Raw genomic sequence first — 19484 nt, forward strand, 5'->3', positions numbered from 1 at the left:
TTCAGGCAAAGCGGTTGCGCATCGAGATTCCGTGGGACGGGGGCGAGGAGTCGGTCGTCAGCGCCGAGGAACCAATCATCAAGGGCCAGTGCCTCGACTGGGCCAGCAACCTCGTCGGCAGCTGCCTCGACTTCTTCACGACCGCGTTGATTGTGCAAGGGGCATTCTCGTTCGACGCTCAACAGATCCCGGCGATGCGAGCCCAACTCGAGGAACGGCTCGGCCAGCTCGACGAGGCCGAGCGCGGGAATCTGGCTCCCGGCGTTGACCGAGGTTGAACCATCACTGACTGTCGACGACCCCGACCCTGCTGACGGTGGCCGGATCGCTGAACTGTCTCGCTCCGCGTTGCGCTACGGCGAGCGGGTCATGGCGCTCCCGGAACCTAGGCTTGCGGGGCGGATCTATGACTTTGGCCGTCGGCCGCTGACGGACCGCCTCCGTCGTCAGTTCCCAGACGCTGCCGCCATGTCAGCCTTTGTCGAGTCCTCGTGCGGACCAGCCCTCCGGCGGGATTGGCACGAGCTCCCCGGCACGCCGCATTGGCGACGTTGGGCGGTGGTAGGCGCATCGAGCCGGATCGAGGGCAAGCTCTACGTCAGTGTCGCTCCGGAAGCGCTGCCCGAAGCGGTCGCCACGATTGCGGCGCTGGCCCGGGCGCCGAGCATCGCCGCCTTCAAGGTCGCCGCCGGTGCGGCCGGCATCTGCCGCCCGGACCGACTCGTCGTCTACGTCTCGGCGTTCGAGGATCTCCCGAACCTCGGTACCCTCCTCCGCGGGCGGCTTGCAGGGTGTCCGGCAGACGGCGTTCCATTCACCGCCGCGCTGACGCCGGACGGCATGCTGTCGTGGGCGGTCGACCGTCCGTCGGGCGCAAGTTGGCGACAGTGGCTGGCTGGTCGATTGGCCCAGCATCTGCATGCCGCCGCCGATGCGGGGGTTCCTGGTCCCGGACGTTTCGCCCTCGACCGCCTCGGGCTCGATGGTGTCGACACAGTGCGCTGGACGCCGGTGATGGTCTGATGGGCTATCTCGACCTTTACGTGCTTCCTGCAGACGCCCTCATCAGGCCCTTGTCCGGGTTGGTGGCGGCTTACCGAGAGAAGATCGAGGCCGGGGCGGACGACTACTCCGTGACGCGGCCCAGGTCACGGCTTCCATCGACCGTCGTCGACGCACGGACCGCAGCTTTGTTGGAGCGGTTCCGGCAACCCAAGACGATCGTCGACGCGGTGCTCGAGCTCAGCGTGGAGGAGGGCCTCGACCCGCGCGCGATCCTCGATGACGCCGCGCAGATGGTTCGGCGCTTCGCCGACGAGGGCGTACTGGCTCCGGCGGGCAGCCCGCTCGCCGCGCCGATCGTCGCCGAGCTGGCCCCCGGGGACCGGCTCGGCCAGGCCGAGGTGCTCGAGCCGGTCCAAGTCCTCGTCGATGTCGAGGTACACCGCGGCCGGGCGGCCGATGGCACCCCAGTCGCGGTCAAGCTGGCCCGTCGGGCGGCCGACGCCAGCGCCCTCGCGGCCCTTGCGCATGAGGCCCGCGTCCTCGACCGGCTCGGGGGAGACGTCGCACCCGAACTGATCGCGTCCGGCGACCTGGATGGTCGCCCGTGGATCGCTACCCGGTGGTGCGAAGGCGTCGACGCAGCGACCGCCGCAGCGGCCCTGCGTGGAACCGATGCCGAGACAGCGCCGGCTGCCTTGCTCCGCCTCGCTGAGGCGGTCCTGGACGCCTATTGCCGACTCCATGCCCACGGCGTCGTACATGGTGACGTGCACCCCCGCAACCTCGTCATCGACGGCGGCGGCAGCGTCACCGTGCTCGACTTCGGGAGCTCCGTGCTCGATGGCGTCCGCGCGGATGACCACGCGGATCGCCGTCCAGGAGTCGATATCTATGCGGAGCCGGAGGTCGCCGCTGCGGCGCTGACAGGCGCGCCGTTGCCCCCACCGACTGCCGCCGGCGAGCAGTTCTCGTTGGGCGTTCTGGTGTTCGTACTCCTGGCGGGGGACCATCCTTACGGCTTCACGGCTGACCCTCGCGAGTTGCTCGGCCGCATACTGAATCGGCCGCGGTCCTTCGACGATCGGCTGTCTGGCCTGGCGGGGGTCGAGCGCGTTATCGGCCGTGCGCTGCAGCCGCGTCCGGGAGATCGTCACGCGTCCACAGCCGCTCTGCTCGACGCTTTCAGAGCGGCCGTCGCAGCACGTGCCGGTGCTCGTCCAGCGGGCGGGATGAGGGCCCGACCGACTGCTTCGGATCGCCTGATGGCGGCTGTCCTCGACCGCTTGGTGCCGAAGGATGCGCGATTCGATCTGCCTTCGTCTGTTGATCCCACGGTGATGCATGGCCTGGCGGGGCGGGCCTGGGCGATGTTGCGGTACGCCGAGTCACGCGGCGATCCTGAGTTGCTGGCCGTGGCGGACGTGTGGGCGACCGAGGCGGCGGCCGCCAACATCCGGGGCCAGGCTTCCTTGCTGCACGGAGCTGCCGGTGTGCACGCCGTACGTCTCGCCGTGGCGCGGGCGCGTGCCGATGAGGAGGAGCGGGCGGCGGCGACAGCTGCGTTCGTCGCCGCGGCATCCGAGCCCTCGGAGGGCGCGGACGTCACGCACGGACGTGCAGGGCTCCTGCTGGGCTGCTGCGCCGTGCTCCAGGACGCCGCGCCTGGAGAACGCCGGCTGCTGGCCGGGCTCGGAGCCCGGCTTGCCGACGGCCTTGAGGAAGATAGCGATGCGGTCCCGTACGGCGTTGCGCACGGGGCCGCGGGCCGGCTGCTCGCGCTTCTCCGGTGGGCGGAGGCGACGGGAGCTTCGCCGCGCGAAAGTGTGGCGGAGCGCCTCGACACCTTGGCCGGTGCCTTCGCCGGCGCGGGGCGCCGTCGGCAGTGGGCGTTGACGGGCGACGGCCGGAGTGCCGGTCACTCACTCGTCGCCAGTTGGTGCAACGGCGCTGCCGGACTCGTGCACCTCTGGCTCGCGGCGCACCGGGTGTTCGGCGACGACCGATGGGTCCGTCTCGCCGAGCAGGCAGGTACGACGGTCGAACACGGCCCCGACCTGATGTCCGGCGACCTCTGCTGCGGTCTCGGCGGTCAGGCCTACGCGCTGCTCGCCCTGTACCGGGCCGGCGGCGAGGCGCGATGGCTGGAGTCCAGCCGCCGGATCGCCGAAGGTGCGGCGCAGGTGATCTCCCGGGTACGCCCGGATGTCCGCGACAGCCTCTACGCCGGCGAACCCGGCGTCGCCACCCTGGCAGCGGATCTGGCCCACCCGGCCGACGCCCGGATGCCACTGGTCGACCCCTGACGATGGGCGCGTCCGGCCGGAGCTCGAGCTGGGGGCGACGAGCACCTTCTCAGGAAATGTGACCTGGGTCATACTTGACTAGACCTGACGTTCACGCTCATTCGGGAGGGGAAGTCATGGAGCGGCGTGGATCTGAAGTTCTGATGGAGCAATATCGGTCAGGGGGCTTCGTGCTCGACGACGGCATGATCGAGGAACTGGCTGTGGTCCTCGACGAGTTCGAGCTCCGTCACGTATTCATCAAAGGTCTTCCCAAGCCGGACTACCTGCACATCACCGTCGATGCCGACGACATCGATCGCTGCGGGACCATCGTCAAGGGGATCGCCGGGATCCTCGGCAAGCGAGGCGCGACGGGAATTCCGGGCGTGGTGAAGGTCTTTCCGAAGGGGATCCCCTGGCCGGAGGCCTTCAGCGTTCAAGTGGACATCGGCAAGCGCTGACTCCGGATCGTCATGGGTCTCACTGGGGCAAGTGCGATCCTCCAGATTCACCCTTCACGGCGGTGCAACCTTCGGTGCCGTCATTGTTACTCGTCGTCCGGGCCCTGGATCGCGGACACGACCGACCTGGAGGTTCTGCGACGCACCGTCGCCGACGCCCGTGGTCTCGGGTACGACGTGCTTGCCGTCTCCGGTGGCGAACCGCTTCTCTTCCGGGAGCTGTTGCCATTGCTGAGGCATGCACACGAACTGGGCATGCGCACGGCCGTGACGACCAACGGGCTGCTGCTCACTGAGAGGCGGCTGTCCGAGCTCGTGGGCCTCGTCGACGTCCTTGCCATCTCGCTCGACGGCCGCCCCGAGACGCACAACTGGATGCGGGATGATCGACGAGCGTTCGGTCAGATGTCTTCACGCCTGCCTGCAGTACGTGACTCGGGCATCGCGTTCGCGTTCATCACGACCCTCACGTTGCACAATGTCCACGAGCTCGAGTTCGTGTTTCAGTTGGCAGCTGAGTATGGCGCTGCCCTCGTGCAGGTCCACCCGCTCGAACCCGACGGCGCCGGCGCCGCGCTCCGGACCTCCGTGCCGGACTCGACCGAGCTCGGCTTCGCGTTCTTCGAGACCACGCGACTGAGCGTCGTGCACGACATCCCCGTCCAGATCGATCTCGTCACGCAGAAGGACCTGCGGTCCGCCCCCGACCGGTTCCTTGTCGCCCCGCGAGATCCGCGCGCCTCGCTGGCGAGCTGGCTGACTCCATTGGTCCTCGAGACCGATGGAACTGTGGTCCCGCTGTCATACGGTTTCGGTCGCGACTACGCGCTCGGAAACGTGCAGGATGCCCCACTGGCCGCCCTCGCCGAGCGATGGGACTCCGAACCATTGCAGCGCCAAGCGCGCGCTTTGTACGACGAGCTCGTCCGCGACGACGTCAAGTTCACCAATTGGTACGAGCGAATGACGCGTCGGTCGACAGTGAGGGCGACGGCCACCTGGCGTTGAGCAGGGGAGGGGCGGGCGACGAGGAGGAAGCCGCCGCGGGTGATTCCGTCGTGCTGGGTGCGGACGCCCTGGAGATACCCGGCCCGCTGCCCGGCACGGGCTTGTTGCCCGCGGCCCCAGAGCGCGACTTCGGTGACGGCCAGGCCTACGAGGGGTTAGGAGGGAGCGGGCGCTAAGAACTCGTCAAGATGCACCGGCTTGGCGTCAAGACGGCGTCAAGATCGAGCGGTTGAGTGGTCAGGCAACGCTTGGCTGGTGGTGTGAAGGTGCTGGAGCTGCCGAAACGATTCCTGGTCGGACGACCGCTGCGGAGCGAGCGGCTGCGCGACACGTTGTTGCCGAAGAAGCTCGCGCTGCCGGTGTTCTGCAGCGACCCGCTGTCCTCGAACGCCTACGCGACCGAGGAGATCCTGCTCATGCTGAGCCTCGGCGGGCTGTCGTTGCTGCATCTGACACCCTGGCTCGCCGCAGTAGTCATCGCGTTGCTGGTCGTGGTCGTCGCGTCGTACCGGCAGACGTGTTACGCCTACCCGAACGGCGGAGGTGCCTACGCGGTCAGCCGGGCAAATCTCGGACGTAACGCTTCGCTGGTCGCGGCCAGCGCGCTGCTGGTGGACTACGTGCTGACAGTCGCCGTCTCGGTGGCGGCCGGCGTGCAGAACATCGTTTCCGCGATTCCAGGGCTCGGGCCGCATGCCGTGCTGGTGTCGATCGGCATGATCGCGCTGCTGGCGGTGATGAACCTGCGCGGCGTGAAGGAGTCCGGCACGGCGTTCGCGATTCCGACGTACGGCTTCATCGCGGTGGTGCTGACGATGATCGCGGTCGGACTGGTCAAGATCCTCGCCGGTGATACACCGCGCGCGGAATCCGCGCCGTACGGCATCACTCAGGCGACGCATGCCACCGGCCTCGTCGCGTTGCTGATCGGGATGCGGGCGTTCGCCTCCGGGTGTACGGCGCTGACCGGCGTCGAGGCCGTGAGCAACGGTGTGCCGAACTTCAAACCGCCGAAGAGCAAGAACGCGGCCGGCACGCTCGCGATCATGGGGTCGATCACGATCGCGATGTTCGCCGGCATCACCGCGTTGGCGATGGTCGCGCACGTGCATGTCGCCGATCCGGCCCGGCTGACCGGTACGCCGGAGGGGTACGAGCAGCGCACCGTCATCGCGCAGGTGGCGGGCTCGGTGTTCGGCGGGTACCACTCGATCGGGTTCTTCGCCGTGCAGGCGTTCACCGCGGCGATCCTGATCCTGGCCGCGAACACGGCATTCAACGGTTTCCCGATCCTCGCGTCGCTGCTCGGACACGACGGCTTCCTGCCTCGGCAGTTCTCCCGGCGCGGGGACCGGCTGGTGTTCAGCAACGGCATCGTGATCCTGTCCGCGCTGGCCTGCTTGCTGATCTGGCTGTTCGACGCGAGTACGACCCGGCTGATCCAGCTGTACATCATCGGGGTGTTCGTCTCGTTCACACTCAGCCAAGCAGGCATGGTGGTGCACTGGACGCGCCTGTTGCGCGGTGACATCCTGTCACCGGTCCGCGCGCACCTGTTGCGTTCCAGGGCGATCAACGCGCTGGGTGCGGTCTTCACGGCAGTAGTGCTGGTTGTCGTGCTGATCACGAAGTTCACACATGGTGCGTGGATCGTGGTCCTGGCGATGCCCGGTCTGTTCCTCTTGATGAAGGGGATCCGGAAGCATTACGACCGAGTGGAGGCCGAGCTGCTCCCGACGCCCGGAGGTACGACGCTGCCGCCGAGGGTCTTCGCGATCGTCCTGGTGTCGAAACTGCACACCCCGACGCTGCGCGCGCTGGCGTACGCTCGGGCGACCCGCCCGACCACGCTGACGGCAGTGACCGTCAGTACAGACCTGGACGCGTCGGACGCGTTGCTGTGGGACTGGACGGAGCGGGACATCCCGGTGCCGTTGAAGGTGCTCCATTCGCCGTACCGTGACGTGACCGGCCCGGTGCTGGACTACGTGAAGGATGTCCGCCGAACGAGCCCTCGTGATCTCGTCGCGGTGTTCATCCCCGAGTACGTCGTGGGGCACTGGTGGGAGGCATTGCTGCACAACCAGAGCGCGCTGCGGCTGAAGGCGCGGCTGCTGTTCCAGCCGGGGGTCATGGTCATCAACGTCCCATGGCAGCTGGGGTCGGCGGCGGTGCTCGAGTCCCGACGGATGGAACCGGACTCCGAGCGCGCCCGGGCCGAGCGCGTCTGAGCCTGCTTCGAGGCAGGACGGCGCTGTGTCAGAGTTGAGCCGTGGTGGAGAACGACGAGCCCACGGCTGCGCGTCCAGAGCGACGGGTCGCTCGGCGCTCCGGTCTCAGAAGACGCCTCTGGGCAGGACTCGCCCTGCTGGTGGCCGGCCTTCCGGCGCTGACTGTCGCACTGCTGCCTGTCCGCGACGGTCTGGCGCTGGAAAGCGTCCTCCTGCTGTACCTGCTCGCCGTGGTCCTGATCGCAGTGATCGGCGGGCTCCTGCCAGGTGTCACGGCGGCCTTCGCGGCCGTGTTGCTGGCGAACTTCTTCTTCACCACGCCGTACCACACGTTGGTCGTGGACCAGCGTGACAGCATCATCGCGTTGTTCGTGTTCGTCCTGGTCGCGGTGACGGTCAGCGTGACGGTCGAGGTGGCGACCCGGTACCGGATCGCGGCAGTGCGGAGCCGGAGCGAGGCCGAGGTGCTGTCCCGGTTGACGACCGAACCAGTGACGGACGATTCGCTGACGGCGGTCCTGGAGGAGGTGCGGGACTCGTTCGGCATGGAGTCGGTCGCGCTGCTCGAACGCCGAGGCGATGTCGACCACGTGGCGGCGTACGTCGGCCGTCCCTTCCACGGCCGACCCGTGATCGCGGTGCCTGCCCGGGACGGCCTCAGACTGGTTGCCGAAGGCCCTGAATTGTTCGCCGAGGACCGCAAGTTGCTGACCCGGCTCGCAGCGGCGGCGGCGCGGGCCTGGGAAGGGCAGCAGCTGGCCGGTGAGGCAGCCCAAGCGCGACAGCTCGCCGAGATCGACCGAGTGCGCGCCGCGCTGCTCGCCGCGGTCGGCCACGACCTCAGAACCCCGCTGTCCGGCATCAAGGCAGCTGTGTCCAGCCTCCGCCAGCAAGACGTGCAATGGAGCCCCGCCGAGCACGAGGAGTTGCTCGCGACAATCGAAGAGTCCGCCGATCGCCTCGACGACCTGATCGCCAACCTGCTGGCGATGAGCCGGTTGCAGGCCGGCGCGCTGTCGGTCGACAACCGCGCGGTCGTCCTGCAGGAGGTTGTGGCGCGTGCGCTGGTGGGTGTTCCGGCGGACGCCGTCGTGCTCGACGTACCGGACGACCTTCCGCTCGCGCTCGCCGATCCGGGTCTGCTCGAGCGGGTGATCGCCAATCTTGTCGACAACGCCCGCCGCTTCTCGCCGAGTGGGGTGCCGGTTCGGATCACGGCATGGGCAGACGGATCCGCGCATCTCAGTATCGCCGACTCCGGGCCTGGTGTCCCGGACGCGGACCGGGAGCGCATGTTCACGCCGTTTCAGCGGCTCGGCGACCAGCGGTCCGACACCGGTGTCGGTCTCGGGCTGGCGATCGCCCGCGGCTTCAGTGAGGCGATCGGGGGATCGCTCACGCCCTCCTCGACCCCAGGTGGAGGGCTGACCATGACCGTCCGCCTGCCGTTGATGGACGGTTGATGCCATGAGCAAGGTTCTGATCGTCGACGACGACCGGCAGCTGCTGCGTGCGCTGGCCATCAACCTGCGCGCGCGTCAGTACGACGTCGAAACCGCCGCCGACGGCACCTCGGCGCTGGAAGCCGCGAGCCGACGGCCGCCCGACCTGGTGATCCTCGACCTCGGCCTGCCCGACATGAACGGTGTCGACGTCGTCTACGGACTCCGCGGCTGGTGCTCGGCCCCGATCATCATCCTGTCCGCGCGCGAGGCCCAGGCAGACAAGGTCGAGGCCCTCGACGCCGGGGCGGACGACTACGTCATCAAGCCGTTCGGCATGGACGAGCTGCTCGCCAGGGTCCGCGCCGCACTCCGCCGTACGGCGCCCACCACCGGCGGAATCGCGACCGTGCAGACCGCCGGCTTCACCATCGACCTCGCCGCGAAGCAAGTCACGACTTCCGACGGACCGGTCCGGCTGACACCGACCGAGTGGAGCCTGCTCGAGGTCCTCGTCCGCAACACCGGGAAGCTGGTCAGCCAGCGGCAACTGTTGCAGGAAGTCTGGGGCCCGACCTACGAGGCCGAGACCAACTACCTCCGCGTGTACATGGCCCAACTCCGCCGCAAACTCGAACTCGATCCCTCCCGCCCCACGCACCTCATCACCGAACCAGGTATCGGCTACCGCTTCCAGCCCTGACTTGTCACCGCCTCCAACCATCTCGTGGCGGGCAGAGCAGCTACGGCCCGACGTCGTGGTCGCTGTCGTCAGGGGCTTCAGGGAGTCCTGCGGCGGCTGCCTGTGTAGCTGCCCGGCGGGCCACGATCAGGTGCGTCAGGGTGGCGAGCAGGCACAGCCAGGTGAGTGCGATCGTCCAGCCGGCCAGGACATCGGTCGCCCAGTGGTACCCGAGGTACACCCGGCTGAGCCCCATGGCGATACTCAGCAGAACAGCACCAGCTGCGCCGGCGATCTTCAGCGCTCGCGACGCGCTCGAATACCAGAGCAGTCCGGCCAGCAGCAGGAAGAAGGTGCTGCCGCTGAGAGTGTGGCCGGACGGGAACGAGAAGCCGTTGGTGACCGTGCCCAGCACGACGCTCGAGTCCGGTCGATGCCGTCCGATCAGGAGCTTGAGGACGGAGGTGAGGATCGCCGCGCCGACCATGCCGACGACCAGGACGACGGCCTCGAACCAGCGTTTGGTCACGATCCGGAACACGGCAGCGACGATCACGGTGATCATGGCAAGGACCGGTACCTGGCCCAAGAAGGTGACTGCCTGCGCGAGCCTGCTCAGGCCCGCGGTGCGGTGCACGATGAATGCCTGAGTCAACTGCGGGTCGAAGGCTGCGAGCCCGTCGCCTTCGATCACGGCGTCGGCCTGCACGACGAACCCGATTGTCCCCAAGGCGGCTGCCAGCAGACCGAATAGCGTGCATCGTGACAGTGGACTCACAGCCTTCGGGTCGTCGGAACGTGACCGGACATCAGGTTTCGAGGATCAGCCGCCGTCGGGATCGATGCGGTATCCCATGCCGCGGACCGTCTGGATCGCAGTGCGATTGAACGGTGCGTCCAGTTTGAGCCGCAGGTACCGGATGTAGACCTCGACGACGTTGGGGTCGCCGTCGAAGGCCGGGTCCCAGACATTCTCCAGGATCTCGGTCTTGCTGACCGTCTCGCCGCGGTGGCGCATCAGGAACGCGAGCAGCCCGTATTCGCGGCGGGTCAGGACGATCTCCTGCCCGGCCCGCTCCACCCGCCGCCGGACCGGATCCAGGACCAGGTCGCCGGCCCGCATGACCACTGGCCGCTCCGGTGCCCCGCGGCGGATCAGGGCGCGCAGGCGGGCGATCAGCACGATGAAGCTGAACGGTTTCGTGAGGTAGTCGTCGGCCCCGAGGTCGAAGGCGTCCGTCTGGTCGTAGTCGCCGTCCTTCGCGGTCAGCATCAGCACCGGGGCCCAGACACCACGTTCGCGAATCTGCTCGAGCACCTTGTAGCCGTTCAGTTTCGGCAACATGATGTCGAGCACGATCACGTCGTACGGATGTTCGGTCGCCGCCCAGACGCCGTCCTCGCCGTTGTGGACGACCTCGACCACGAACCCGTCCTCGGTCAGGCCGTGCCGGATCGTCTCTGCCAGGGGGACCTCGTCCTCGACCACCAGAACCCGCATCTTCCCAGTGTCCTGCCGGTTTGCTGAGAGCAAGCTGAGTCACTGCGCCGGTAGCGGCAACGTGACTGTTGCGACGGTGCCCCGTGAGGCGCCCGGAGTCAAGGTGACGGTTCCGTGATGTGCTTTGACGATCTCCTGGACGATGGACAGACCGAGTCCTGAGCCGCCGCTCGCCCGTGCGCGACTGGTGTCCAGGCGGACGAATCGCTCGAAAACGCGCAGGCGGTCGTTCTCGGGGATCCCGTCGCCATCGTCTTCGACCGTGAGGACCGCCTGACCGTCGCGCTCGGCCGTGCTCAGGCGCACCGTGCTGTGTGCCGCGGTCGCGGCGTTCTCGACCAGATTGCGGAGCAGCTGACTCAGCCGGAGCGGGTCACCGAGCACCCTGACAGGTTTCACATCGCCGATCACGGTGAGCAGGCCGGACTCCCGTAGCCGCAGGATCTCCGCGTCGACCAGGTCGTCCAGATCGACTTCGGTGCGGTGCAGGGGCAGCGCGGCATCGTCGGCCTTGGCGAGCAGCAGCAGATTCTCGACCAGTCGGCGCATCCGCTCGGCCTCGCCCTGCATCAACCGATGCAACTCCTGCCAGCTCTGACCGCGGGCCGACGGCTCGATGACGTCCAGGCCGGCGGACACCGTCGCGAGCGGCGACCTGAGTTCGTGGCTCGCATCGGCGACGAACGCGCGCTGGGTCGCCTGGCCGGCCTGCAGACGATCGAGCATTTCGTTCATGGTTGCGGCGAGCCTCGCGATCTCGTCCTCGGTCTGCGGCACCGGAACGCGCTCGGTCAGGTCGCTGGACTCGATGCCCTGCACGCGGGTCCGGATCCGCTCGACGGGCTTCAGCGCCTGGCCGGTGAGCATCCAGCTCGCCGCGCCGACGACGACCAGCAGCGCGGGAACGCCGATCGCGAGGTACTGCGCGACAGTGGTGACGGTCGAGCGCTCAGTTGCGATCGATGAGGCGACCACGACGGTGTAGTTCCGCCCGCCGTACTCGACACCACGTGCGACGATCAGGTAGTCGTGGTCGTCGTCCAGCAACGGCATGTCGCCGACCTCCGCACGCAGTACCGCGTCGGGTTCGGGACGCAGGTGGGTCAGCGGAGCTGATTCTGCCCGTGGAGACGACGCCGCGACGACCCGAGCAGAGCTGTCGAGCACCTGCACGATCTGGCTCGCTCTGGTCGACTGAACGAGATCGTCGTTCAGCTTGGCCACGCCTTCCTCGTCGATCTGACCGGCGACATCGTCGGCTCGCACGTCCGCCGCGTCGGAGACGGTCGTGATGAGCGCCCGCTGCAGCAGAAGCAGCAGCAAGACAGCGCCCAAGGCCATCGCACCCGCGACGACGACAATCGCGGCTGCGGCGGACCTGCTCCGAACGCTGGCACGGCTCAGCCGTGAGATCGTGCTACGCAGCGCCGACAACTGAACCTCTCCATCCTCTGCTCGTTCACACCTCCGCCCCCATCGTCGCAGGCCGATTCCTGGCAGCGTGGATGCTCGAACCGAATCAGCGTGACGCTTCCCAGCTGAGTGGCACCTGAGGACCCGCGTCGGTCCAGGCCGTCCGGGAGGTCATCGAAGGGATGCGAACAAGTCGTCCAGCGGACGACCGGGCGTGCGGCCGTGCTCGACGTACCACTCCCGGCCCAGCAACGACCGGAACAGCCACCGGGGCAGTTTGAGCAGCAGAGCCAGCGTGCGCGCGCCGTCGTCGGAACTCGCCTGACTGGCATGTGCCTCGAACGAGGCTCGCTTCTGAGGTGTGAAAGGCCGCACATCGACTCGATGGGTGATCGCCGCGCTGGGGGAGTAGGCCTGCTCGTAGGCCGCGGCGGAGACCGCCGGTAGTACGCCGGGGATCGCCTCGACGATCCGCACCAGCCGACGGATCAGCCGGCGGTCGATGGTTGCCTCCAGCACCAAGGCGGTCCCGGCCCGGTCGGCGGCATAGGTGCCGACGGTGTGCACCTGCCGGTGATCCGGATGCCCGTACCCGCCGGCCGGGTCGTAGATCGTCAGCGCATCGGCCTGCTCCTCCCGCAGCAGATCGATGAGTGGTCTCGCCGCATCCTCGACCGGGAGCGCGCTGAACCCTTCGCCGCTGAACGGCTCCGACGACCCAGAATCCTTGAACCCGAATCGCACCACCCGCGCACAGCCGAGAGCGGCGGCAGATCGTTCCAGCTCGTCGCGCCGGAACGCCGCCAGTCCGGGCCCGGAACGGTACGGCGAAGCGGCCGCCCCCGCCTCGCCGTCCGTGGCGACCGCGAGTACGACGCGGTGCCCCTCGGCGGCGAGGCGAGCGAGCGACCCGCCCATCAGCAAGGCCTCGTCGTCCGGGTGCGCGTGGAACGCCACCAAGGTGAAAGTCCTCGCCATCCTGACAGCATGACACGCCCTGCCGGACCGCTCTAGTTGCTCTCAGCACCCTCTCAGCGTCCGGACGACACGCTTGATTCGATGAGTGAGAACGAAGAGCGGCCGGCCGTATCGGCCATTGTCCGCGGACGACGACGGCGGCTGGTGACCTCCGTCCTGAGTGCATTGATCACCGCTGCACTGGTGGTCCTGCTTCCCCGTGCGGTTGGCGCCACCTGGACTCAGGTCGGAACCGTCCTCGGCCAGGTGTCCGCTGGATCGCTGGCGGTGCTGGCGGTCGTCTGGATCGCCGGACTGTGGGCGCACTCGTTCGTACTGGCCGCATCGCTCCCGGGACTGACGAAACGGCGAGGCCTGACGTTGAACCTGACCGGAAGTGCCGTGGCGAACGTACTGCCGCTCGGCGGTGCAGCAGGCACGGCGCTGAACTTCGCGATGGTCCGTCGCTGGGGATTCAGCCCAGGCGCGTTCGGCGCCTCTCTCGCTGTGACGACGTTACTCAACGTCGCCTCGAAGCTCGGCGTCGTCGCGCTCGCTCTCGGCCTGATCCCGATCCTGCACAGCGGTCATGCGTTCGGGTCGGCGAGTCTGCTGCTCCTGCCGGTGCCGGCCGCGGTCGTCGCGAGCCTCTGGATCCTTGTCGACGAACGGGCGGCCGTGGCAGTCGGCAGTCTGCTCGACAAGGTGGCCCGCGTGTTCCGGCGCACAGATTTCAAGGACCGGCTGCCCGACTTGCGGCGCCGGATCCTCCAGGTGATGCGCGCCGGGTGGCAGCCGATGACGGTCGGGATGGTCGCGTACGTCGCCCTGCAGCTCGCCCTGCTCTGGCTCTGCTTCGCCGTGCTTCACGTTCCACTGGGCCTTCCCGTCCTCTTCACTGCGCTGGCTGTGGAACGACTGTTGACGTTGGTGCCGATCACACCGGGAAGCGCCGGTGTCGTCGAGGTCGGGACGACGGCCGCTCTGGTCGCGCTCGGCGGTGATCCTGCCGGAGTCGCCGCCGGATTGCTGTTGTTCCGCGGGTTCACGTACCTGATGGAGATCCCGGTCGGCGGCGTGCTGCTGGCCGCGTGGTCATGGCTTCAGTCCCGCGCCAGCCCAGCGGCGCTCGAGGAGCCGGCCGGATGAGGATCGCGCTGGTCAGCGACTGCTACCTTCCCCGGCTCGGCGGTATCGAGCTCCAGGTCCACGATCTTGCCGTCCACCTGATACGCGCCGGTCACCAGGTCACGGTTTTCACAACCGCTGAAGGACCGGTGGCCGGGGGAGACGTTCCCGTTGTGCGCCTGCCTGCGGTTGCCGGAGTACCCCTCAGGTCAGCTGTCGACCGTCTGCGTGCCGCATTGCGACATTTCGATGTCGTGCACTGCCACTCCTCCTTGGTGTCTCCGCTTGCCTGGTGCGCCGCGCGACTGGCCGACAGTCCGCTCCTGACGCTGCATTCACTACCCAGCTCGTCGACGCCGTGGCCGGTTGCGCGGATTGACCGGTACGTCGGCGACGCGCAGTGGACTGCCGTCAGCGAGGTAGTGGCGCGCGTCCTGGAGAGGCTTCTGCCGCGTCGGCAGGTCGGCGTGCTGCACAACGGCGTCGATCCGGCACTGTGGCGTCAAGCCCGGCGTACGGACCATCCGCTGACCCTCGTGAGTACGATGCGGCTGGCCAGGCGGAAGCGCCCGATGGCCGTACTGTCGATTCTGCAGCAGATCCGCGCGAGCGTACCGGCCGCCATCGATCTTCGAGCGATCGTTGTCGGAGACGGACCGCAGGCCGGGGCGGTCGCCAGGGCGGTGCAACGTCGGGGTCTTGGCGACTGGGTCGACCTACCGGGACGCTTGACCCGCTTCGAGATCCAGCAGTTGTACGCGTCTGCGGATGTCTATCTGGCACCCGCGGAGCTAGAGTCCTTCGGCGTCGCCGCGCTCGAAGCCCGCTGCGCGGGCCTGCCTGTCATCGCAATGGCTTCGGGCGGCGTCGGAGAGTTCGTCCGACCGGACATCGAGGGATACCTGGTGCGCACCGACTCCGAGATGGCGGCGGCCGCGGCAGCCTTGCTGTGCGACGGAGCGACACTGTCGCGCATCCAGGCATTCAATCGGCACACCGAGCCCGGGATGTCCTGGAAGCACGTGGTCGCCCAGCACCTGACGGCCTACTCGACTCAGCACGCTCTCAGTCAGCAGTACCTAGCGTCGAGATCATGATCCACGAAGCTCCCGGCCTGCAGTCGTTGTCCGGCTGGGGCCGGACGCTCCATCGAACGTGCCGGGTGCGGCGGCCCGAATTCGACGGGGCGGTCGTCGATGCGGTGCTGGCCGAACCGAGGATCACTGTGCGCGGGGCCGGCAGGAGCTACGGCGATGCGGCGCTCCCAGGTGACAGTACAAGCGTCGTGCTCGACCTGACCGCGCTCGATCGGATCGGCTCGTTCGACCAGGGAAACGGCGTGATCGTCGTGGAAGCCGGCACCCTCCTGAAGGATCTCATCGACCAGACGCTCTGGCTCGGCTGGAACCTTCCGGTGGTACCGGGCAGTGAGTACATCACGGTCGGGGGAGCGATCGCCGGCGACGTCCATGGCAAGAATCACCCAGGTGCGGGATCCTTCGGCCAGCATGTGCTGTGGATGGCGTTGCTGCGGTCCGACGGGACCATGGCTCAGCTGTCACCGAGTCAGGATCCGGACGCGTTCTGGGCGACGATCGGCGGCATGGGGCTGACCGGCGTCATTCTCCGGGCGGCGCTCCAGCTCCAGCGGGTGGACACCGGGTGGATGATCAGGAACCGCTGCCGGACGTACTCGCTGGATCAGACCATCGAGGCGATGCGAGCGGCAGCCGAGCGACAGGAGCTCGAACCAGGGCGGCATGCGATCGCGTGGCTGGACGCACACGTGCGCGGCGCGCGTCTGGGACGCGGGATCGTGGACGAGTACTACAGCGCGTCGACACTCGACCTGCCTGGTGTGGTCGCGCCGTTTCCAGAGCCCCGAGTGGCGGGCACCGGCCACCGAAGGTCGTTGCCCGGAACCGGTGTGGTCTCGAACGCGACCATCGCGGCAGCCTCGGCGGCACGATGGCATCTCAGCCGGTCCGGCAACTCGCAACTCGTCGCGCTGCGCGCTGCGTTGTGTCCGCTCGATCGCGCGAACGGGTGGCCGGCGGCGTTCGGACGCCGGGGGATGATCCAGTACCAGTTCGCCGTTCCGCCGGACCAGGCCGGGACGCTGCACGACGTGCTCGCGTTCTTCAGTACTCGGGGCATGACGCCCGCGCTGGTGACGCTGAAGAATCTCGGGTTCGGCGACGCAGGCCCGCTGTCGTTCCCGATCCCGGGCTGGACGCTCGCTCTGGACCTTCCCGCGCGTTGGCTGACTGACCACGACACGCTGCGGCCGGTCGACAAACTGGTAGCCGGCGCCGGAGGGCGTATCTACCTGTCGAAGGACGCGATCACGACTCCGGAGCTGATACCCATGATGTATCCCCGGCTGGCGGACTGGCGCCGCACCCGGCAGCGCCTGGATCCGGCAGGACGATGGACGTCCGGCCTCGCCGAGCGGCTCGGTCTGCTGACATGACCGGATCGGTACTTCTGGTCGGCGGATCGTCCGAGATCGGGATGGCTGTGCTCCTCCGGCTGCTCGGATCGGCACCGCGTCGGGTCATCCTTGCCGGCCGTCCGAGCGGGGAACTCAAGTGCAACGCCGAGAAGCTCCGCGATGCCGGGTACACCGTGTCGACAACGGAGTACGACGCGGCTCTCGACGTCGCCGAACTCGACGGGATGCTCGAGCATGCCTGCGCAGGCCATCCACTCGAGCTCGCAATCGTCGCGGTGGGGTCGATGTCGGCGAAGTCGTTCGCACAAGGCTTGGTTGTCAACGGCCTGGCCGTCGCGCTTCTGCTGCGTGCGTTGATGCAGCGGAGACCACAGCAGATCGTGCTCTTGTCCTCAGCTGCTGCGGTTCGGCCGCGGCAATCGATCGCCGAGTACTCGCTGGGCAAACAGTTGGCGGACTCGACCGCGCTGCTGCTCGCGCGACAGGCGGCGGACACCGGCGTACGGATTCTGGTTGTCCGCCCGGGATTCGTCCGGACGCGGATGACGGCCGACCTTGCCGAGCCGCCCCTCGCTACTGATCCCGATCGTGTCGCCAGGCGAGTCGCGGCTGCCGTCGACAGCCACAAGACAGTCATCTGGGTGCCGCGAGTCATGGGCCCCGTCGTACGTGTCCTCGGCATCCTTCCGCGCCGGGTGCTCCCGCCTTCCTGGCGATGAGGCTTCTCCGCGTCCTCTCAGGTCGATCTCGATCTACTGGTGTCATGAAGCAGAACGCCCACGAACGCAAGCGGCGTCGGGTGCGGAAGCGGTGGATCGCCGTCGCCCTCTGCCTGCTCCTGGTTGTTCCCGCCGTGTCCTACGTGCGGGCGCTGCTGTATCCCGGGAACGCGAGTTTCACGGTCCGGACCGTGGAGTGGTTTCGCGATCACGGCGGCGGATTCGTGATCGACACGGTCGAGACCTGGAAGTACTCCCACCAGCAACCGCCGGCGACCGGCGCGCCGGCTGACACGACAGCCCCCGAGCCGGGCGGTGCGCCGAGAGCGGGTCAGGCCAGGGTTCGTCCAAGTGCAACTGAACTGCCGACTGTTCAACTGCTGCCTGGCGTGACTGTGCTGGACCACGAGGGCAAGTGGTCGGTCGCACGGCAGTCCAGGTCAGGCCTACCGCTGGTCTGGACGACCTGGTTCCGGCCTGACCCGGTCCACCTGCCCGTTTCTGTCGCCGCGGCGTTGCTGCCGCGCGGCAGCTACCGGCTGCACCTGATGCCGGGGACCCGGGAGCCGATCGTCGGGATGGCGTCCAAGGCCGGGTACTCGGTACCAACCGCAGACCTCCCGGCCCTCGTGGCGACGTTCAACGCCGGTTTCAAGATGAAGGACTCGCACGGTGGGTGGTGGACGAACCAGTCTCCGGCCGTCCCGCTGGTCGACGGACGGGCGTCCGTGGTGATCCTCCGCGACGGCTCGGCACGCATCGGTGTCTGGAACCGAACGGTCACGATGACCAAAGATGTCGTTGCGGTCCGCCAGAACCTCGATCCGGTGATCGTCGACGGCAAGGTCGTCGACGGGCTGACCGCGAACGCCAACGGGCGTTGGGGCACCGTCCGCAGTCAGTTCCAATACACCTGGCGGTCCGGTCTCGGAACAGATGCTCATGGCAACTTGATCTACGTCGCCGGCAACAAGCTGACGCTCGCGACGCTGGCCTCGGCGATGCACCAGGCGGGCATCGTCCAGGGCATGGAGCTCGACATCCATGCGGCGATGGTGAGCTTCGACATCGAGCAGCCCGGCCCGGCCGGAACGGTCACCGGACAACGGCTGCTGAACTCGATGAACTCCCCGGCCGATCGCTACCTGGTCGACGACCAGCGCGACTTCTTCTATGTGACCGCGAAATGACCAGCGTCCGGACACGTCTTCGGCCTGCAGCGCAGGGTGAAAGTAGGGTGCGGGCGCTGCTGCGGCTGAGCCGGCCGCAGCAGTGGCACAAGGCGGTCATGCTGTTTGCTGCACCGGCCGCTGCCGGGGCCTTGGAGTCCCCGGCCATCGTGGTGCGGGCTGCGATCGCCGCCGCCGGGTTCGTGCTGCTCGCGGTCGCCATTTACGCCTTCAACGACATCCGGGACGCATCCGACGACCGTCGGCATCCCCGCAAGCGCCTGCGGCCGGTCGCCTCCGGCGCGCTCAGCCCGGCGACGGCCGCAGTATTCGGTGTCAGCGCTGCGTTGCTGGGCCTCGCGGTCATGAGCGGCCTCGGTTGGCAGACATTCAGCATCGCCGGTGTATATCTCGCCACTCAAGCGCTGTACGTCGCCGGGCTGAAACACATCGCAGTCGTCGACCTGATCATTGTCGCGCTGGGTTTCGTACTGAGAGCGGCCGCGGGCGGCACGGCAACCGGACTGCCGGTGTCGAACTGGTTCCTTCTCGTCTCGTTGTTCGGGGCGATCTTCCTCGTCACCGGCAAGCGCAAGGCGGAGCACAGTACGTCCGGCAATGCGGTCAGCCGTCCGGTGCTGGCGGCGTACCCGAGTTCCTGGCTCGACCAGGTCATGGCAGTCGCGTTGCTCGGAACCGCGCTGTCGTACGGCATGTGGGCCTTTCAGAACCTCGGTCATGACGTCTACCGCGAGCTCTTGGCCATCTCGTTCGTGCCCTTCCTCACCGGCCTTCTCCGTTATGCCCTTCTGGTCTCCACCGGCCGTGGAGAGGAGCCTGAGCACGAGATCTTCCGCGACCGTGTCCTGCTCGTCGCCGGGCTGATCTGGGCGGCACTTCTCGGTGTCGGCCTGTACGCGGCGTAACTGGCGGACCAGCGCCGCGAGGACGCAGCCTTCGCGCTCGTCGCGTCATGTGAGTGTGTCAGCCGACCTAGTCTGATCCTGACAGTGGTGCAGTGGCATCGT

Annotated in this window: 18 protein-coding genes; 14 read left to right on the plus strand and 4 right to left on the minus strand. The window is 67.8% G+C overall.

Going from position 1 to position 19484, the window contains the following annotated elements; translation table 11 throughout:
- Positions 1-14 precede the first annotated feature (14 nt).
- From AB0I12_RS00805 to AB0I12_RS00840, 8 genes are all read left to right on the plus strand, one after another.
- Positions 15-278 (plus strand): hypothetical protein, encoded by a 264-nt coding sequence (locus tag AB0I12_RS00805; protein ID WP_359922606.1) that lies wholly within the window; start codon positions 15-17, stop codon positions 276-278.
- Positions 265-1023, plus strand: coding sequence for a hypothetical protein (locus AB0I12_RS00810; protein ID WP_359922609.1), 759 nt, complete (start codon positions 265-267; stop codon positions 1021-1023). Before AB0I12_RS00805 ends, AB0I12_RS00810 begins: the two co-directional genes overlap by 14 nt.
- Positions 1023-3308 carry a lanthionine synthetase LanC family protein gene (locus AB0I12_RS00815; protein WP_359922611.1) on the plus strand — a complete coding sequence of 762 codons (2286 nt, stop codon included), beginning with the start codon at positions 1023-1025 and terminating at the stop codon, positions 3306-3308. Before AB0I12_RS00810 ends, AB0I12_RS00815 begins: the two co-directional genes overlap by 1 nt.
- Positions 3309-3424: 116 nt before the next feature.
- Positions 3425-3751, plus strand: a complete 327-nt coding sequence (locus AB0I12_RS00820; protein ID WP_359922614.1) for a hypothetical protein — start codon at positions 3425-3427, stop codon at positions 3749-3751.
- 12 nt (positions 3752-3763) lie between these two features.
- Positions 3764-4759, plus strand: coding sequence for a radical SAM/SPASM domain-containing protein (locus AB0I12_RS00825; RefSeq protein WP_359922617.1), 996 nt, complete (start codon positions 3764-3766; stop codon positions 4757-4759).
- 260 nt (positions 4760-5019) lie between these two features.
- A complete protein-coding gene (locus tag AB0I12_RS00830; RefSeq protein ID WP_359922620.1) occupies positions 5020-6990 on the plus strand; it encodes an APC family permease in 1971 nt (656 codons plus the stop codon).
- 41 nt (positions 6991-7031) lie between these two features.
- On the plus strand, positions 7032-8453 hold the full coding sequence (locus AB0I12_RS00835; protein WP_359922621.1) for an ATP-binding protein: 1422 nt from the start codon (positions 7032-7034) through the stop codon (positions 8451-8453).
- 4 nt (positions 8454-8457) lie between these two features.
- Positions 8458-9135 carry a response regulator gene (locus tag AB0I12_RS00840; RefSeq protein ID WP_359922624.1) on the plus strand — a complete coding sequence of 226 codons (678 nt, stop codon included), beginning with the start codon at positions 8458-8460 and terminating at the stop codon, positions 9133-9135.
- Between the two features lie 40 nt (positions 9136-9175).
- On the opposite strand, the gene AB0I12_RS00845 is transcribed toward AB0I12_RS00840, so the two are convergent.
- The 4 genes from AB0I12_RS00845 to AB0I12_RS00860 form a co-directional block, all read right to left on the minus strand.
- The gene (locus AB0I12_RS00845; RefSeq protein ID WP_359922627.1) at positions 9176-9844 is read right to left on the minus strand and encodes a phosphatase PAP2 family protein; all 669 of its coding nucleotides are present in this window, start codon (positions 9842-9844) and stop codon (positions 9176-9178) included.
- Between the two features lie 93 nt (positions 9845-9937).
- Entirely contained in the window at positions 9938-10615 is a 678-nt protein-coding gene (locus tag AB0I12_RS00850; protein ID WP_359922629.1) for a response regulator transcription factor, read from the minus strand.
- A 39-nt stretch (positions 10616-10654) separates the two neighbouring features.
- Positions 10655-11950, minus strand: coding sequence for a HAMP domain-containing sensor histidine kinase (locus tag AB0I12_RS00855; protein ID WP_359922631.1), 1296 nt, complete (start codon positions 11948-11950; stop codon positions 10655-10657).
- A 249-nt stretch (positions 11951-12199) separates the two neighbouring features.
- Positions 12200-13006, minus strand: a complete 807-nt coding sequence (locus AB0I12_RS00860) for a PIG-L family deacetylase (protein WP_359922634.1) — start codon at positions 13004-13006, stop codon at positions 12200-12202.
- A gap of 81 nt (positions 13007-13087) precedes the next feature.
- Here AB0I12_RS00860 and AB0I12_RS00865 point away from each other — a divergent pair, with 81 nt between their 5' ends.
- From AB0I12_RS00865 to AB0I12_RS00890, 6 genes are read left to right on the plus strand one after another with little or no spacing between them, the layout of a single operon-like run.
- Positions 13088-14134, plus strand: coding sequence for a lysylphosphatidylglycerol synthase transmembrane domain-containing protein (locus AB0I12_RS00865; RefSeq protein ID WP_359922636.1), 1047 nt, complete (start codon positions 13088-13090; stop codon positions 14132-14134).
- Entirely contained in the window at positions 14131-15210 is a 1080-nt protein-coding gene (locus AB0I12_RS00870; RefSeq protein ID WP_359922639.1) for a glycosyltransferase family 4 protein, read from the plus strand. The genes AB0I12_RS00865 and AB0I12_RS00870 overlap by 4 nt, the downstream gene beginning before the upstream one ends.
- Positions 15207-16586: an FAD-binding oxidoreductase gene (locus tag AB0I12_RS00875; RefSeq protein ID WP_359922641.1), complete on the plus strand. Its 1380-nt coding sequence runs from the start codon at positions 15207-15209 to the stop codon at positions 16584-16586. The genes AB0I12_RS00870 and AB0I12_RS00875 overlap by 4 nt, the downstream gene beginning before the upstream one ends.
- Complete coding sequence (locus tag AB0I12_RS00880) at positions 16583-17287, plus strand: SDR family NAD(P)-dependent oxidoreductase (RefSeq protein ID WP_359922643.1); 705 nt, start codon at positions 16583-16585, stop codon at positions 17285-17287. The genes AB0I12_RS00875 and AB0I12_RS00880 overlap by 4 nt, the downstream gene beginning before the upstream one ends.
- A gap of 44 nt (positions 17288-17331) precedes the next feature.
- The gene (locus tag AB0I12_RS00885; protein WP_359922646.1) at positions 17332-18477 is read left to right on the plus strand and encodes a phosphodiester glycosidase family protein; all 1146 of its coding nucleotides are present in this window, start codon (positions 17332-17334) and stop codon (positions 18475-18477) included.
- Positions 18474-19382 carry a decaprenyl-phosphate phosphoribosyltransferase gene (locus tag AB0I12_RS00890; protein WP_359922649.1) on the plus strand — a complete coding sequence of 303 codons (909 nt, stop codon included), beginning with the start codon at positions 18474-18476 and terminating at the stop codon, positions 19380-19382. Before AB0I12_RS00885 ends, AB0I12_RS00890 begins: the two co-directional genes overlap by 4 nt.
- Positions 19383-19484 lie beyond the last annotated feature (102 nt).

It is taken from the genome of Kribbella sp. NPDC050459, assembly GCF_040655315.1.
Classification (GTDB): Bacteria; Actinomycetota; Actinomycetes; order Propionibacteriales; family Kribbellaceae; genus Kribbella.

Excerpts from the sequence above, each read along its gene's own strand:
- AB0I12_RS00815 (WP_359922611.1), top strand. The coding sequence starts at position 1,023 with ATGGGCTATCTCGACCTTTACGTGCTTCCTGCAGACGCCCTCATCAGG.
- AB0I12_RS00820 (WP_359922614.1), top strand. The coding sequence starts at position 3,425 with ATGGAGCGGCGTGGATCTGAAGTTCTGATGGAGCAATATCGGTCAGGG.
- AB0I12_RS00825 (WP_359922617.1), top strand. The coding sequence starts at position 3,764 with ATGGGTCTCACTGGGGCAAGTGCGATCCTCCAGATTCACCCTTCACGG.
- AB0I12_RS00840 (WP_359922624.1), top strand. The coding sequence starts at position 8,458 with ATGAGCAAGGTTCTGATCGTCGACGACGACCGGCAGCTGCTGCGTGCG.
- AB0I12_RS00850 (WP_359922629.1), bottom strand. The coding sequence starts at position 10,615 with ATGCGGGTTCTGGTGGTCGAGGACGAGGTCCCCCTGGCAGAGACGATC.
- AB0I12_RS00860 (WP_359922634.1), bottom strand. The coding sequence starts at position 13,006 with ATGGCGAGGACTTTCACCTTGGTGGCGTTCCACGCGCACCCGGACGAC.
- AB0I12_RS00865 (WP_359922636.1), top strand. The coding sequence starts at position 13,088 with ATGAGTGAGAACGAAGAGCGGCCGGCCGTATCGGCCATTGTCCGCGGA.
- AB0I12_RS00870 (WP_359922639.1), top strand. The coding sequence starts at position 14,131 with ATGAGGATCGCGCTGGTCAGCGACTGCTACCTTCCCCGGCTCGGCGGT.
- AB0I12_RS00875 (WP_359922641.1), top strand. The coding sequence starts at position 15,207 with ATGATCCACGAAGCTCCCGGCCTGCAGTCGTTGTCCGGCTGGGGCCGG.
- AB0I12_RS00880 (WP_359922643.1), top strand. The coding sequence starts at position 16,583 with ATGACCGGATCGGTACTTCTGGTCGGCGGATCGTCCGAGATCGGGATG.
- AB0I12_RS00885 (WP_359922646.1), top strand. The coding sequence starts at position 17,332 with ATGAAGCAGAACGCCCACGAACGCAAGCGGCGTCGGGTGCGGAAGCGG.
- AB0I12_RS00890 (WP_359922649.1), top strand. The coding sequence starts at position 18,474 with ATGACCAGCGTCCGGACACGTCTTCGGCCTGCAGCGCAGGGTGAAAGT.